Origin of the sequence: Actinoplanes awajinensis subsp. mycoplanecinus (assembly GCF_001509495.1) — a bacterium.
In the GTDB taxonomy this organism is placed as follows: Bacteria; Actinomycetota; Actinomycetes; order Mycobacteriales; family Micromonosporaceae; genus Actinoplanes; species Actinoplanes palleronii.
On the sequence record NZ_LLZH01000046.1, the window covers coordinates 1 to 14354 of the forward strand.

The 14354-nt window shown below is 72.0% G+C and carries 14 protein-coding genes; 6 read left to right on the forward strand and 8 right to left on the reverse strand.

The annotated features are described in order from the left end of the window. The first annotated feature begins 563 nt into the window (after positions 1-563). The gene (locus tag ADL15_RS55170; protein ID WP_232343976.1) at positions 564-1190 is read left to right on the forward strand and encodes a response regulator; all 627 of its coding nucleotides are present in this window, start codon (positions 564-566) and stop codon (positions 1188-1190) included. An 849-nt stretch (positions 1191-2039) separates the two neighbouring features. Here ADL15_RS55170 and ADL15_RS09080 read toward each other — a convergent pair. The 4 genes from ADL15_RS09080 to ADL15_RS09095 all read right to left on the reverse strand — a co-directional run bounded on the left by ADL15_RS09080 (position 2040) and on the right by ADL15_RS09095 (position 4946). Beyond that, positions 2040-2855: a DUF4097 family beta strand repeat-containing protein gene (locus ADL15_RS09080; protein ID WP_067687093.1), complete on the reverse strand. Its 816-nt coding sequence runs from the start codon at positions 2853-2855 to the stop codon at positions 2040-2042. Between the two features lie 41 nt (positions 2856-2896). Beyond that, positions 2897-3406 carry a hypothetical protein gene (locus ADL15_RS09085; RefSeq protein ID WP_067687096.1) on the reverse strand — a complete coding sequence of 170 codons (510 nt, stop codon included), beginning with the start codon at positions 3404-3406 and terminating at the stop codon, positions 2897-2899. A gap of 106 nt (positions 3407-3512) precedes the next feature. Further along, entirely contained in the window at positions 3513-4148 is a 636-nt protein-coding gene (locus ADL15_RS09090; RefSeq protein WP_067687099.1) for an HAD family hydrolase, read from the reverse strand. 99 nt (positions 4149-4247) lie between these two features. Beyond that, positions 4248-4946: a neutral zinc metallopeptidase gene (locus ADL15_RS09095; RefSeq protein WP_067687102.1), complete on the reverse strand. Its 699-nt coding sequence runs from the start codon at positions 4944-4946 to the stop codon at positions 4248-4250. Between the two features lie 233 nt (positions 4947-5179). On the opposite strand from ADL15_RS09095, the gene ADL15_RS09100 reads away from it, so the two are divergent. Both ADL15_RS09100 and ADL15_RS09105 read left to right on the forward strand, forming a co-directional pair. Further along, entirely contained in the window at positions 5180-5944 is a 765-nt protein-coding gene (locus ADL15_RS09100) for an ABC transporter ATP-binding protein (RefSeq protein ID WP_067687105.1), read from the forward strand. Then, the gene (locus ADL15_RS09105) at positions 5944-8490 is read left to right on the forward strand and encodes an ABC transporter permease (protein WP_067687108.1); all 2547 of its coding nucleotides are present in this window, start codon (positions 5944-5946) and stop codon (positions 8488-8490) included. Before ADL15_RS09100 ends, ADL15_RS09105 begins: the two co-directional genes overlap by 1 nt. Before the next feature lie 188 nt (positions 8491-8678). On the opposite strand, the gene ADL15_RS09110 is transcribed toward ADL15_RS09105, so the two are convergent. The 3 genes from ADL15_RS09110 to ADL15_RS09120 are packed head-to-tail and all read right to left on the reverse strand — an operon-like array spanning position 8679 to position 10060. Then, positions 8679-9119, reverse strand: coding sequence for an SRPBCC family protein (locus tag ADL15_RS09110; RefSeq protein ID WP_067687111.1), 441 nt, complete (start codon positions 9117-9119; stop codon positions 8679-8681). Further along, positions 9116-9445 carry an ArsR/SmtB family transcription factor gene (locus ADL15_RS09115; protein ID WP_067687114.1) on the reverse strand — a complete coding sequence of 110 codons (330 nt, stop codon included), beginning with the start codon at positions 9443-9445 and terminating at the stop codon, positions 9116-9118. The genes ADL15_RS09110 and ADL15_RS09115 overlap by 4 nt, the downstream gene beginning before the upstream one ends. Before the next feature lie 60 nt (positions 9446-9505). After that, positions 9506-10060: a hypothetical protein gene (locus tag ADL15_RS09120; RefSeq protein WP_067687117.1), complete on the reverse strand. Its 555-nt coding sequence runs from the start codon at positions 10058-10060 to the stop codon at positions 9506-9508. Between the two features lie 126 nt (positions 10061-10186). On the opposite strand from ADL15_RS09120, the gene ADL15_RS09125 reads away from it, so the two are divergent. Then, positions 10187-11056 carry a PAC2 family protein gene (locus ADL15_RS09125; protein ID WP_067687120.1) on the forward strand — a complete coding sequence of 290 codons (870 nt, stop codon included), beginning with the start codon at positions 10187-10189 and terminating at the stop codon, positions 11054-11056. A 216-nt stretch (positions 11057-11272) separates the two neighbouring features. Then, positions 11273-12064, forward strand: coding sequence for a GntR family transcriptional regulator (locus ADL15_RS09130; RefSeq protein WP_067687123.1), 792 nt, complete (start codon positions 11273-11275; stop codon positions 12062-12064). On the opposite strand, the gene ADL15_RS09135 is transcribed toward ADL15_RS09130, so the two are convergent. Next, positions 12061-13428: an alpha/beta fold hydrolase gene (locus ADL15_RS09135; protein ID WP_067687126.1), complete on the reverse strand. Its 1368-nt coding sequence runs from the start codon at positions 13426-13428 to the stop codon at positions 12061-12063. The genes ADL15_RS09130 and ADL15_RS09135 overlap by 4 nt on opposite strands. Positions 13429-13539: 111 nt before the next feature. Here ADL15_RS09135 and ADL15_RS09140 point away from each other — a divergent pair. Beyond that, a partial coding sequence (locus ADL15_RS09140) for a histidine kinase (protein WP_198170662.1) occupies positions 13540-14354 on the forward strand: 815 nt, incomplete at its 3' end.

Below are 14354 nucleotides of genomic sequence, written 5' to 3' on the forward strand. Positions count from 1 at the left end.
CCCCCCCACACCCCGCCCCCACCCCGGCGGCGCATCCGGGCGCACCCTCGGGCTCACTCGGCGGCCGGCCGTGCCGGGACGCCGCAGCCACTGAGCAGGACCCGCCGCGGCGCCGGCTCGGCACAGCCGGGGCTCGACGCCGGGCGCCCGCGAGTCGCACGGCTGGTCCGCGCTCGATGAGACCGATTCGGCTGCTGCTCGCAGACGCCTCGGCTCTGCAACGAGCCGGGCTGCGAGCCGCCCTCGCCGAAAGCACACCGCTCCCGAACACACCGACCGCCACCAAGGTCGACACAGCTGGCAGCACCACGGCAGGCGGCAGAGACCCCGCCGGCATCGGCGATCCGGCGGGCAGCAGCAACCCCACCGACCGCTCGAAACCGACAATCAACCCGGAACCGGCAGGCAGTGGCAGCCGCGCAGGCGCTGGCGGCCCGGCGGGTGACACCAGCCCGGCAGGGCTCGGCAGCCCGGCAGAGGTTGGTAACCCAGAGGCGCTTGGCAGCCTGACCGGCATTGCCAACCCGGCGGCGGTCGGGAGCCCGGCAGGCGTTGGCCACCCGGTGGACGGTGGGGTCTGGGGTGATGGCGAGCGCCGGGCCGAACTGATCGTCGCGGGTGAGACCGGCGACGGGGCGGAAGCACTGGAACTCGCCCGACGGCTCTCGCCGGACGTGCTCATCGCCGACGTGGCGCTGCCCCGGATGGACGGCATCGCGGTCGCCCGGGCGATCGCCGGGGCGCGTCTGCCGGTGCGGGTGCTGCTGCTGACCGCGCGGGACAGCGACGAGGAACTGCTCGAGGCGATCACCGCGGGCGCCGCCGGTTACCTCTGCAAGGACGCACCGCAGGAGGAGCTGATCGCGGCGATCCGGGCGGTCGCGGCGGGCGGCGCGGTGGTCACCCCGCAGGTGTTGGCCCGGGTCCTGCCCCGCTTCGCGGCGACCCTGCCCGCGGTCGCCGACACCAGCACCATCGTCGCTCTCCGCACGCTGACCGGCCGCGAACGCGAGGTGCTGATCCACGTCGCCCGCGGCCGCACCAACGCCGAGATCGCCGCACTGCTGCAGGTCAGCGAGACCACGGTGAAAACCCACGTGGGTCACATGCTGGGCAAACTACGCCTACGCGACCGAACCCAGGCCGTCGTCCTGGCCTACGAAACCGGCCTGATCAAACCCGGCACCTGACCAACCCCACCCCAGCCTGACCCGGCTCAACCAGCCCGGCGTGGCCCAGCCCGGCGTGGCCCAGCCCGGCGTGGCCCAGCCCGGCCGCTGCTCAGGTTCGCTCGTAGCCGCCGTAGGCCCCGGCCGGACGCCAGGCCGGCGGGGCGCTGATGTCGCCACCGAGGGCCGTCGTGCCGGTCAGGCCGGGACCGGGACCGGGACCGGGCGGCGGCTGGGTTCGGCACGGACAGGACTACAGAGCACTCACTCCGCACCGGCAGAGCTGCAAGACACACGCTCGGTCAGCTTCAGGGTCGGTTGCGGCACCCGACCGGGGTCACGTGTGCGTTCGCCGCCCGCACAAGGACGGCAGCAGGACGCGATACCGCAACGCGGACCCCCACCGCCCGCCCAGGGGCGACGAACGCACGCGATCGGTCATCGCGCACCCATACCGCCCTTCCCCTGCCGGGAAGAGCCCGCATCGCGCCCAAAACCCCCACGCAAGCGCCAACCCCCGATGCGTGTGAAGTTCGGGTGCGGAGCGCACCGTTACTTCACACACAAGCCCCCGACCCGCGAGGCGTGGGGAGTCTGGGTGCGGACCGCGCCACTACTTCACACACAAGCGCCCGACCCACGACGCGTGGGGAGTTTCGGTGCGGACCGCGCCACTACTTCACACACAAGCCCCCGACCCACGACGCGTGGGGAGTTTCGGTGCGGACCGCGCCACTACTTCACACACAAGCGCCCGACCCACGACGCGTGGGGAGTTTCGGTGCGGGGCTGGCTGCCGGGTCGGTGGTGGCCGAGACGCAGCGGGGCGGCCCGGGCCAGGGCGGTGGGCTAGGGCGGCGGGATGGAGGGTCAGGCTGCGATCGGGGTGGTGGCGCGGTGGATGCGGATGTCGCCGCTTGCTGTGCGGACCCGCAGTTCCAGGCCCGGGCCGCCGGCTGCCGGGGTGGTGTCGCCGTGTGACGGGAGGTCCGTGCTGCTGCGGCCGGCCGCGGTGTTCAAGTCGAGCCACACCCCCGTGCCCGGCGCGACGCCGACCGTGACGTCACCGGAGGCCGTACGAATGCGGGCCCGCCCCTGAGACAGCGAGCCGACAGCGATCGCGCCGCTCGCGGTGCCGGCGTCGAGCGAACCGCCACCGGAACCCACGGTGATGTCGCCGCTCGCCGTGCCCGCGGTGACGTCACCAATGACGTCGCCGGCGCGGATCCGGCCCGAGGCGGACTTGAGGAACGCCGAACCACCGACCCGGCCGACCGAGAGGTCACCGCTGGCCGTGCTCAAATGCACGTCCCCGGCGGCGTCGGCGACGTGCCCGGCGGCCGAGGCGAGCTTCAGGTTCACGTCGTGGAACCGGCCGGCGGCCCGGACGTCCGCGGCCGCGCTCTCGCCGGTCAGGGTGCTGCCGGCCGGGATCCGGACGGTGATCCGCAGCGCCGGGGTCCGCCGCAGGCGCCAGCGGTCCTGGTGCGGAACGGCCACCACCAGGGTGTCGCCCTCCAGGACGACCCGGGTGTTCTCGGCGGCATGGCGACCCGCTTCGGAGTCGTCGATCGGGATCACCTCGACCCGGATCGTCTCGTGGTGGCCGGCGTCGATCTCGACGGTGCCGGCCATGGCGCGCAGGGCGACGGTGACCGGCTCGGCACGGTCGAACTCATAGTTCATGATCTTCTCCTGACAGCGAAACCGAGGAAGGAAAGAGCAGCTCAGGCCTGGAAATAGCCGGTAACGCGCTTGCCCGACCACGCCCCGCCCACCGGCGGCACCGGCGCCGCGGGCCGCGGGGTGATCGCCGTGGTGACCGCCCGGACCAGCCAGGCGTTGACCGAGACACCCTCGGCCGCGGCGGTCTGCTCGACGTGTGTCTTCAACGCCTCGGGCATCCGCAGGGTGAGCCGGGCCAGATCGCCACCCTCGACCGGCGGCAGCGGCAGATCCGGGACGGCGGGTTCGGTGAGAGCCGGAGCGGGCGCGGCGATCTGGGTGACGACCAGGTCGGCGTCGCGGCCGCGCAGGCGCACCTCGACGGTGGCGTCGGTGAGCCGGGTGGTGATCTCCGCGGCGGCGTCGGAGAGCGCTTCGAGCAGCGCCAGCCGCGCGGACGGTTCGAGGGAATGACTCAGCAGCTCGGCGGCCCGGAGAATCTCCGGGCCGCCTGGCGCGGCGGTTGCGGCGAGATCGGCCCGCAACCCTTCGAGGTACGGCGTCAGGTCCATGACTCCACTATGACGTCAATAATGACGTCACGCAAGGAGAAGATGACGCCAGGAGCGCACGGAGAAATGGCCCCAGGAACGTCAGAAGAAAATGACCCCAGGAACGTCAGGAGCGCAACGAAGCGAGGAACGCCACGTCAACCCCACCCAGCGACGACCGCACGTGGACCCCCGCAGTCGGCGGCAACGCGACATCCGACGGCACCGCCAGCACGATCGCCCCCGCCGCCACCGCACTGCCCACCCCGCTCGGCGAGTCCTCGATCACCACGCACTCCCCGATCGGCACGCCGAGCAGCCCGGCCGCCGTCAGATAAGGCTCCGGATCCGGCTTCTGCCGGGCCACCTCGTCACCGCAGACCACCACGTCGAAGTTCTCCGCGCCGAGCGTCTTGAGCGCCAGCTCGGCCAGCCGCCGCTCGGTCGAGGTGACCAGCGCAGTCGGCACGCCGGCCGCCCGCACCGCGTGCAGCAGCTCGCGCGCGCCCGGCCGCCACTCCAGGCCGTCGGCGAACAGGTCGGCGACCCGGTCGGTGAGCCAGGCGACGTCCTCGGCGTACGGCCGGTCCGGCTGCCCCAGGTCGTCCCGGAACAGCGCCATGCTGATCGGCATGCTGGTGCCGACCATCGCGAGCCGTGCGGACGCCGAGAGCCGGCCGCCGGCGCGCGCGGCCAGGTCGTCCAGCGCCACACCCCACAGCTTCTCGCTGTCGACCAGCGTTCCGTCCATGTCGAAGAGCACTGCGGTGGGTCGTGTCGCGCTCAGCGGAATCTCCCGGAGTCGAGGGGTCGGACGAGCCCTCATTCTCCGGGTGCCGCCCGGCCCGGTCGACGCAACGTTTCACAGGTCACAGGACTTGAGCGAGTTGTTGTACCCGTTGGCGAACGCGTTGATCCGCTGCTGCGCCGAGCCGTGCGAGCCCTCGGCGAACCAGGGCTGGCCGGGCGCGTCCCCGACCGACTCCAGCCCCGAGGCGAGTTCCTCGGTGTCGCCCTTGGCCAGCTCCAGCGCCCCGCCGCGCGCCTCGTCACCGATGTACGCCCCGGCCATGCAGTCGGCCTGCAGCTCCTGCTGGATGGTGAACTCCTTGTTGATGCCGAGCCGGGCCTGGATGCCGTGCGCGTACTCGTGGCCGAGCAGGTAGAACAGGAACGCGTCACCGATCTGACGGAACACCCCGAACGCCCAGTTCACGTCGTACGCGATGAAGTCACCACGGGAGCAGTACGCCGCGTTGTTCAGCGGCAGCGGGTCACTGCCGCACGCCACCTCGCCCTCCCGTTCGTACGGAATGAGCTCCCGCACCGGCTGGAACGTCTCGCCCATCTGGTCGAAGACCTGCTTCCAGTACTGCTCGGCGACCGCCTGGGCGGACTTGATGTCCTTGGCGAACTCCTCGGGCGTGTCGGTGCCGTCCAGGTCGACAGTGGCCGAGGTCGCCGGGGCGGGCCCGGAGGTCGGGTCGTCGTCGACGGGCGGGAGCGCCCCGCACCCCGCGAGGAGGAGCAGTACCAGGAAAGCGGCGATCCGATCGGTCATGACGGTCCTCCAGGGGGCCGGGGATTCCACGGTAGACGCCAAGTCCCCCCGAGCGGCGGTCGGCAAAACGTCACTAGCACTCAGGGACAACCCTGAATCGACCTAAGTGGCCTCCCCCAGCGGAAACTCCGCGTCGGACTACTCCACAGGGCGGACGCCGGCCGCCGGATCCGCCGGGAGACTGAGCGGGCCGGCCGACGAAGAGGGCCGGACCAACACAGGGGGAGACGATCGTGACTGCGACGAATGCCGGCGGCCCGGCGGCACGCGCGGAAGAGGTCTGGAAGGTCTACGGCTCGGGGGAGGCCCAGGTGACCGCGTTGCGCGGGGTGACCGCCGAGTTCGGCCGCGGCCGGTACACGGCGATCATGGGGCCGTCCGGCAGCGGCAAGTCGACGCTCATGCACTGCCTGGCCGGCCTGGACACGGTCGACAAGGGCACCGTGCACGTCGGCGGCACCGAGGTGAGCAAGCTCGGTGACAAGGCGCTGACCCGGCTGCGCCGCGACCGGATCGGCTTCATCTTCCAGCAGTTCAACCTGCTGCCGACGCTGAGCGCGGCGGAGAACATCCGGCTGCCGCTGGACATCGCCGGCCGCAAGGCCGACCCGCAGTGGTGGGACACCGTGATCGACACGGTCGGTCTGCGGGACCGGCTCGGGCACCGGCCCAGCCAGCTCTCCGGCGGCCAGCAGCAGCGGGTCGCCTGCGCCCGGGCGCTGATGGGCCGCCCCGACGTGATCTTCGCGGACGAGCCGACCGGCAACCTGGACTCCCGGTCCGGCGCCGAGGTGCTGTCGTTCCTGCGCTCCTCGGTCCGCGAGCACGGCCAGACCATCGTGATGGTCACCCACGACCCGGTCGCCGCCAGCTACGCCGACCGGGTGGTCTTCCTGGCCGACGGCAGCATCGTCGACGAGCTGCTGGACCCGACCGCCGACACCGTCCTGGACACCATGAAGCGCCTGGACACGCACGCCGACCCGGTGATGCTCTGATGCTGCGCGCCACGCTGAAGAGCCTGCTCGCCCGTAAGCTGCGCCTGGTGCTGTCCGGCCTGGCCGTGGTGCTGGGCGTGATGTTCGTGTCCGGATCGTTCGTGGTCACCGACACGCTCAACCGCACGTTCGACGCGATCTTCGCCGACGCGTTCTCGGCGACCGACGTCTCGGTCAGTGCCACGCCCAAGGTCGCGGTCTCCGAGATGGAGGGCGAGGAGGTCGCCGCACCGCTCCCGGCCGCGACCGTCGACAAGATCAAAAACCTTTCCGGGGTACGCAGTGCCACCGGCCGGGTCGACGCCGACGGCGCCCGGGTCATCGGCAGCGACGGCAAGGTCCTCACCTCGATGGGCCCGCCCCGCCTCGGCGGCAACTGGACCGGCGCGGACGGGCTGATGGAGCTGCGCTCCGGCCGGGGCCCGACGGCCGCCGACGAGATCGCGGTCAACGCGACGACGGCGGAGCTGGGCGGCCTGAAACTCGGCGACCGGGTCGGCGTGCTCACCCTCGAACCCAAGAAGCAGTTCACCCTGGTCGGCATCTGGGGCTACTCCGGCGGTCGCAGCAGCATCGGCGGCACCCAGGAGGTCGCGTTCACCACCCCGGTCGCACAGCAGCTGATGCTCGGGGCGACCGGGTCGTTCTCGTCGGTGGTCGTCGAGGCGGCCGACGGGGTCAGCCCGGAGGTCCTGCGGGACCGGGTGGCCGCCGCGCTCGGCGACGGCTTCCAGGTCAAGACCGGTCAGCAGCTCGCCGAGGAGAGCGCCGACAGCATCCAGGAGGGGTTGAGCTTCTTCAACCAGATCCTGCTCGGCTTCGCCGGGGTGGCGCTGTTCGTCGGGATCTTCCTGATCCTCAACACCTTCTCGATCATCGTGGCCCAGCGGACCAAGGAGCTGGCCCTGCTGCGCGCGATGGGCGCCAGCCGCCGCCAGGTGATCGGCTCGGTGCTCGTCGAGGCGGTCGCGATCGGCCTGGTCGCGGCGGTGCTCGGGCTGGCCGCCGGGGTCGGCGCGGGCGCCGGGCTGGCCGCGCTGTTCGGCGCGTTCGCCGACCTCACCCTGGCCTCGGTCGGTGTCCCGCTCTCCGCGGTGCTCAGCGCGTTCGTGGTCGGCCTGGTGGTGACCGTGGTGGCCGCCGTGCTGCCCGCGCTGCGCGCCTCCCGGATCGCCCCGATCGCCGCGATGCAGGAGGTCAGCATCCCGGACCGGCCGCTGACCCGGCTCAGCGTCGCCGGCGGCCTGGTGCTGTCGGCCGGCGCGGCCGCGCTCGGCGTCGGACTGTTCGCCGACGCGGGTGACGGCACCCTGTGGCTGATCCTCGGCGGCGTGCTGGTGTCGTTCATCGGGGTCGCCCTGCTCACCCCGCTGATCAGCAAGCCGGTGATCAGCGCGCTCGGCCGGGTGTTCGCCTGGTCGGTGCCGGGCCGGCTGGGCCGGCTCAACTCGGGGCGCAACCCGCGCCGGACCGCGATCACGGCAGCCGCGCTGATGGTCGGCATCGCCCTGGTCACCGGCGTGACAGTGGTGATGGACTCGGCGAAGAGCAGCCTCAAGGCGTCCGCCTCGGAGATCCTCAAGGCCGAGATCATGATCAGCGGGGACGACAACGGGTCGCGGCCGCCGACGTACGATCCGGCGGTCCTCGACAAGACCAAGACCATCCCCGGGGTACGGGCGGCGGCCGGCCTCTACCGCGACCTGGTGCTGGCCGACGGCAAGCAGGAGTACGCCAGCGCCACCGACGACTTCCACGGCCTGACCGAGGCGTACCGGACCACCGGGGCCGCCGCGACCCTGACCGACCTGCGCGCCGACCAGATCGCGATCGGCGAGCCGAACGCCACCGAGCACGGCTGGCACACCGGCTCCCAGGTGACCGTGCAGACCTCGCGCGGTGAGCCGCACACCTACACGGTCGCGGTCGTCTACCCGGACGACGCGCTGCCCGGCAACCTGTTCCTGCCGACCGCGGCGATCAAGGACTTCGGCATCGCGCAGCCGACCGTCGGTTTCGTCCGGCTCGACGACGGTGTCGCGGTCTCGGCGGTGCTGCCGCAGGTCAAGGCGCTGCTGGCGGACAGCCCGGAGGTGTCCGCGACCGACTCGGCGACGTTCGTGGACCAGCAGGCCGCACAGTTCGACCAGATCATCACGATGATCCAGATCCTGCTCGGACTGGCCATCCTGATCGCGGTCCTCGGCGTGGTCAACACCCTGGCCCTGTCGGTGCTGGAGCGTACCCGCGAGCTGGGCCTGCTCCGCGCGGTCGGCCTGGGCCGGGCACAGACCATGCGGATGATCACCGTGGAGGCCGTGGTGATCTCGGTCTTCGGCGCGCTGCTCGGCGTCGTGGTCGGCGCCGGCATGGGCGCGGCGGTCACCCGCGCCCTGAAGGACGACGGCATCACCGCCCTGGTGCTGCCCTGGGGCCGGATGGGCACCTACCTGGCCCTGGCCGCCCTGGTCGGCATCATCGCCGCGGTGGTACCGGCCATCCGAGCCGCCCGCCTCAACGTCCTGGCCGCCATCGCCCACGACTGACCCGCAAGCGCGTGAAGTTTCGGCGCGCTCCGCACCCCAACTCCCCACGCAACGGGGTCACACCACGAGCGTGTGAAGTTTCGGCGCGCTCCGCACCCCAACTCCCCACGCAACAGGGGGTCAACCACGAGCGTGGGGAGTTTCGGTGCGCTCCGCACCACAACTTCACACGCTGGGGGGTGGGGTCGTTAGGCGAGGAGCTTGTCGAGCTTGGTGAAGCTGCTGCCCCAGCCCTCGCGGGCGCCGGTCTCCATCTCGGCGGGGAACGGGCTCTGGGTGAGCACCAGGCGGGTGCGGCCGCCCTCCTCGTCGTGGAACTCCAGGCGCATGACCAGCTTGGCGGCGCCGAAGTCCGGGATGTGGCTGACGTCCTCCTCGCCGACCAGCAGCTCGTTCTCGACCACCGCGGTGAAGACCGCGTTGACCGGCGAGGCCATCGACGGGTCCGCGTCGTTGACCATGGTGAAGACCTGCTTGCCGCCGACCCGGGCATCCACGTCGACGGTGTCGCGGGGCACCGACCAGCCGACCGGGCCGAACCACGCGGCGAGCTGGTCCGGGTCGGTGAAGGCGCGGTAGACCATCGGGCGGGGGGCGTCGAAGATCCGGGTGATCACTAGCTCGCTCATGGTTTCTCCTCCTGCAGGCGCTTGAGATGGGCGTCCAGGCGTGCGAAGTTCGCGTCCCAGAACCGGCGGTACCGCTCCATCCAGGCCGTCGCCTCGCGCAACGGCTCGGCCTCGAGGCGGCTGGAGCGCCACTGCGCGGAACGGCTGCGCGAGATCAGACCGGCGTTCTCCAGGACCTTGAGGTGACGGGAGATCGCCGGGAGGCTGATGTCGAACGGCTCGGCGAGCTCGGTCACGGTCGCCTCACCCTCGGCGAGCCGGGCCAGGATGGCGCGACGCGTCGGATCGGCCAGGGCCGCGAAGATCACGCTGAGCCGGTCGGTCATTTAACCCTCCCGTTAATTAACGGAGCGGTTAATGACCTTAGACGGCGCCTGCGGCGCGCGTCAAACCTTCGAGGGAATCCGGCGGTGCAGCTCCGCGAGAAGGACTTCCGGTCCCGGCGACATCAGGCCGACATCGATCACGTACGACGTCTCCGCGCCCCGGTGCCGCATCCGCACGGCCAGCCCCGGGCCCTCGATCACCTGGGCGTAGTCCGCATCGATCGGGGTGATCACCAGCTCGGTGAACGGCCCCCACCCGTGCAGGCCCACGGACGCGATCCCGGACCAGGGCAGATGCACCGCCTTGCGCCCGGTCGCCGCGAAGTCGATGCCGTGCACCGAGGTGTGCAGCCAGCCCAGCCGCCGGTAGAGCACCAGCAGCACCGCCGCCGCCACGATCACCGGGACGATCAGTGCCGACTCGGCGTAGAAGGCGATGTCGGCGGCGCCCGGACGGGCCCCGAAGAGCAGCGAGCAGAGCAGGTAGACGGCGAGCACCACGGTCCACCCGGCGGCCGCCACCCAAAGGGTGGTCACGTAGACCATGCCGCGCGGCTGGATGAACGAGACGGTGTCGTCGGCCGGCCCGAGCACCTGATCCACGTGGCTGGTCATGCCCGGAATTATGCGCGGATTCACCCGGCTTCATGCCGAAAACCCGTCACGAGCTGGGACGCGACGGACCCGCGTCACGGCGCGGCCGCCGGGTGCGCTTCCGGCACCGCACGTAGGCTGTCTCTCATGACTGAGTTCGACGGCCTACCGCTGCTCCGCTCCCCCGTGGCCATCGCCGCCTTCGAGGGCTGGAACGATGCTGCGGATGCTTCCACCGCGGCCGTGGAACATCTCGAGACGGTGTGGGAGGCCCGCGAGGTCACCTCCATCGACCCGGAGGACTTCTACGACTTCCAGGTGAGCCGCCCGACGATCACGATGGCCGAGGGCGAGACCCGGAAGATCGAGTGGCCGACCACCCGGTTCACCGTGGCCAGCCCGCCCGGCAGCGACCGGGACGTGGTGCTGATCCGCGGCATCGAGCCGAGCATGCGCTGGCGCACGTTCTGCGAGTCGGTGCTGGAGATCTGCCACAGCCTCGAGGTCACCCAGATCGTGCTGCTCGGCGCGCTGCTGGCCGACGTGCCGTACACCCGGCCGCTGCCGATCAGCGGCAGCGCCACCGACCGGGACATCGCCGACAAGTACAAGGTGGTGCCGACCCGCTACGACGGCCCGACCGGCATCGTCGGCGTGCTGCAGGAGGCGTCGTCCCGCGCCGAACTGGACGCGCTGTCGTTCTGGGTGCACGTGCCGCACTACGCCAACAACCCGCCGTGCCCGAAGGCGACGCTCTCGCTGCTCAGCCGGATCGAGGACGTGCTCGACCTGCCGGTGCCGATGGCCGACCTGGCCGAGCAGGCCGACGAGTGGGAGAAGCGGGTCCGCACCGCGGCCGAGCAGGACGCCGAGCTCGGCGAATACGTTCGTGAGCTCGAGGAACGAGTCGGCGACGAGGGGATCCAGCCGCTGACCGGCGACGAGATCGCCAGCGAGTTCGAGAAGTACCTGCGCCGCCGGGGCGGCTCGGCCGGCCCCACCGCCGGCTCCTGGTGATCTTCTGAAGTGGGCCGCCCCAGCCGGGGCGGCCCACTTCATTTCCGGCCCGCACGTGTCGCCCCCGCGCCGCCGACGCCCGGCACGCCCGCGCGTGTCGCGGTCGCGGTCGCGGTCGTGATGCCGATGCCCGGGCACCCCGCGCGTGTCGCGGTCGCCACGCCGCCGCCCGTGAGGCATCCTAGGAACCTAGCCGCTTGGCGCTGGAGGTTCCTCATGACGATCAATCCGGGCGCTGCCGAGTTCCCGCATCGGCAGATCGCTTCTCAGCTGCGTGAGCGCGTCCGCCGGGGCGAGTGGCAGCCGGGTGAGCGACTGCCGTCCATCCCCGGCATCGCCGAGATGTTCGGCGTCGCCAAGCAGACCGTGCAACGCGCCGTCGACCAGCTCCGGGTCGAAGGCGTCCTGATCACCAAACCGGGCTCCGGCACGTACGTCCGGGGCACCCGCCGCCGCCTCAACCGCCTGTCCCGCGGCCGGTACGGCGCCCACCGCGGCTACCACGCCGACCTGGCCGCCCGGTACCGCCAGCAGCTCGTCGGCGTCGGCCGGGAGCCCGCGCCGCCGGAGGTCGCCGACGCGTTCGGCGTCCGGGACGGCACCGAGCTGCTCGTCCGGCGGCACATCGTCCGGGCCGACGACGCCACCGTGGAGCTCGGCGCGTCCTGGTTCCGGGTCACCGACGCGAGCGGCACCAGCCTGGAACGCCCGGAGTCGTTCGGCCGGCCGCTCTACCAGGAGGCCGAGGACGTGCTCGACCGGCGCTACGCGTCCGCGACCGACACGATCACCGCGCGGCAGCCCAGTCGCGAGGAGGCGGAGATCCTGCAGATCCGCCCGGACACCCCGGTCCTGCACCTGCTGCACGTCGCGTTCGACGAGACCCGCAAGCCGATCGAGGTGGCCCAGGCGACCTGGCCCGGGCCGATGACCACGCTGACCGAGGAGTACAAGATCCCGGGCCCGGCTCCGGAGCCCGACCCGGATCCCGGTCTCGCGCTGGTCTAGGCCGAGACCCCCGCCAGCAGGGTGCTGAGGGCGGTCACGAAGCGGTCCGGCTCCTCGAACATCACCCGGTGGCCCGCGCCCGGGATCACCACCAGCCGCTTGGCAGGTGCCCGCAGCGCGGCATACCACTGGTCGAAGAGCACGGCCAGGCCGCGCATCTCCCGCTCGCCCTGGACGAAATAGGCCGGCACCGCCAGCTCGGGCACGTCCCGCCGCAGGTCCAGGTCCTGCTCCCGGGGATACAGCGCCGACCAGGTGTCCATCATCGCGGTCAGCGTGTGCACCTTCTGCAGCAGCGTCAACTCCGGCCCGGCGATCTCCAGGGGCGCGGACCGCTGACCGTAGACCTCGATCTCGTGCAGCAGGAACGGCTCGTAGGACCAGAAGTCCCGGTACGGCGGCCGGCCCTGCCGCTGGAGCGTCCGCACCGTGCCGGAGTCCCCGGTGGACGTCGCCCAGGCCAGGATGTCGTCATAGAAGAGCTGGTCGCTGGCCTCGACGTCGACGCCCTGACCGGTGCCGACGTAGGCGGAATACTTCTCCGGGTGCTGCCGGACCGCGAGCGCGCCGAGCAGCGAACCACCGGAGTGCGCCAGCAGCACGATCCTGTCGCGGGCGAAGCGGGTCCGTAAATGATCGGTGACCGCCAGGATGTCCGCGACCTCGTCCTGCGGGGAGACGGTCGAGGTCGGGTCAAGGGCCGGGTAGGACGCGCCGCCACCCCGCCGGTCCAGGGTGGCCACCACGAAGTGCGACTCCAGGGCGGGCAGGTGGGCCCGCATCGCGACGGCCTCCGAGCCGCCCGGGGCGCCCGGCACGAACAGCAGCACCGGCCGGTTCAGATCACGACCGCGGATCATCAGGCCGAGGCGGTGCCCGTTCACCTCCACCCGGGTCAGCTCGGCGATGCCCCCGGGGATGGCCGCGGTGCGCGCCGGGAGGGCCACCCCCACCGCGAGAAGCAGCAGCGCCAGGATCGCCACGCGGCCCAGGATCCGGCCGCGTCGCCGGCGAAGACCGCATCCGTACGCCGCGGCGAGCGCCATCGGGGCCACCGTGAGCAGCGCGTGCACACCCCGGCCGGTGATCAGCGCGAGCACGCCGAAGAGGCTGGCGTGCGGCAGGTCGACGGAGGGACCGGTGACCGGGAGGCGCGTCAGTTCGAGGCTCACGACGTACACGAGTGGGGTTGTCAAAATCGGCCACCGGGAGCGCAGCAGCCGCCCGGCGCCGAAGCCTGCGCCGGCGCTGATCACGATCGAGGAGAGAGCCTGGGTGGCGGTCAGGGGGCCGCGCGGGGTCCACAGCGCGGCGAGCGCGCCCCAGACTGCCGCGGGGAGCAGGGCGACGACGATTTTCAGCATGCCGCCGACGGTCGTCCACGCGGGAGGGACCGGGCATCCGGCTCAGGGAGCGGTGGTGACCCTACTTTGGAAGGTTCCGTGCGGCGGGCGGTGCGTCCTAGGCTCGCGGGCATGCTCCTGCGCCTGCTCGTCCCGGAGGCCGGCAGCCCCCGGGGCCTCGCGGACACGATCGCGATCGTCCTGGCTCTCGGCTACGGCACGGTCATGATGACGCTCGGTGACGCAACCCGGCCGGACGCGGCGATCCCGTGGCAGGCCGACCTGGCGCTCGGGGTGGCCGGCGCCGGTGCGCTGCTGGTCCGCCGGCGGCATCCGCTGCTGGTGACCGGGCTGCTGCTGCCGTTCGGGGCGATCTCGGTGGCGGTGACCGGGCCGATCCTGGTCGCGCTGTTCACCGCGGCGATCCGGCTCCCGTTCCGGCCGGTGCTGCTGCTCGGCGCGGTCAACGTGGCCACCGGCGGGATCTACTTCCTGCTGCAGGACCGGCCGGCCCGGGAGATCTGGGTCGACTTCGTGGTCCGGGGCGTGGTCACCGTGGCCGCGCTGGGCTGGGGGTCGTTCGTGCGGGCGTATCGACGGCTGACCACGTCGCTGCGTGAGCACGCGGCGCGACTGGAGGCGGAGCAGGAGCTGCGCGAGGAGCAGGCCCGGCTGGGGGAACGGGCGCGGATCGCCCGGGAGATGCATGACGTGATCGCGCACCGGATGTCGCTGATCAGCCTGCACGCGGGGGCGCTGGAGGTGCGGGCGGCTTCATCGGGCGCGGCTTCATCCGGGGCGGCTTCATTGGGGGCGGCTTCCTTGGGGGCGGACGAGTTGGCGGTGGCGGCGGGGGCGATCCGGCGGAGTGCCCGGGAGGCGCTGGAGGAGCTGCGGGCAGTGGTGGGCGCGGGATCCGGCTGGGATGCGGGGTCGGGGGCGGGCCT

What these genes read in the sequence shown, in the direction of transcription:
- ADL15_RS09105 (WP_067687108.1), top strand. Translation starts at nt 5,944, where the DNA reads ATGCTGCGCGCCACGCTGAAGAGCCTGCTCGCCCGTAAGCTGCGCCTG.
- ADL15_RS09135 (WP_067687126.1), bottom strand. Translation starts at nt 13,428, where the DNA reads ATGCTGAAAATCGTCGTCGCCCTGCTCCCCGCGGCAGTCTGGGGCGCG.
- ADL15_RS09095 (WP_067687102.1), bottom strand. Translation starts at nt 4,946, where the DNA reads ATGACCGATCGGATCGCCGCTTTCCTGGTACTGCTCCTCCTCGCGGGG.
- ADL15_RS09120 (WP_067687117.1), bottom strand. Translation starts at nt 10,060, where the DNA reads ATGACCAGCCACGTGGATCAGGTGCTCGGGCCGGCCGACGACACCGTC.
- ADL15_RS09115 (WP_067687114.1), bottom strand. Translation starts at nt 9,445, where the DNA reads ATGACCGACCGGCTCAGCGTGATCTTCGCGGCCCTGGCCGATCCGACG.
- ADL15_RS09110 (WP_067687111.1), bottom strand. Translation starts at nt 9,119, where the DNA reads ATGAGCGAGCTAGTGATCACCCGGATCTTCGACGCCCCCCGCCCGATG.
- ADL15_RS09125 (WP_067687120.1), top strand. Translation starts at nt 10,187, where the DNA reads ATGACTGAGTTCGACGGCCTACCGCTGCTCCGCTCCCCCGTGGCCATC.
- ADL15_RS09085 (WP_067687096.1), bottom strand. Translation starts at nt 3,406, where the DNA reads ATGGACCTGACGCCGTACCTCGAAGGGTTGCGGGCCGATCTCGCCGCA.
- ADL15_RS09080 (WP_067687093.1), bottom strand. Translation starts at nt 2,855, where the DNA reads ATGAACTATGAGTTCGACCGTGCCGAGCCGGTCACCGTCGCCCTGCGC.
- ADL15_RS09130 (WP_067687123.1), top strand. Translation starts at nt 11,273, where the DNA reads ATGACGATCAATCCGGGCGCTGCCGAGTTCCCGCATCGGCAGATCGCT.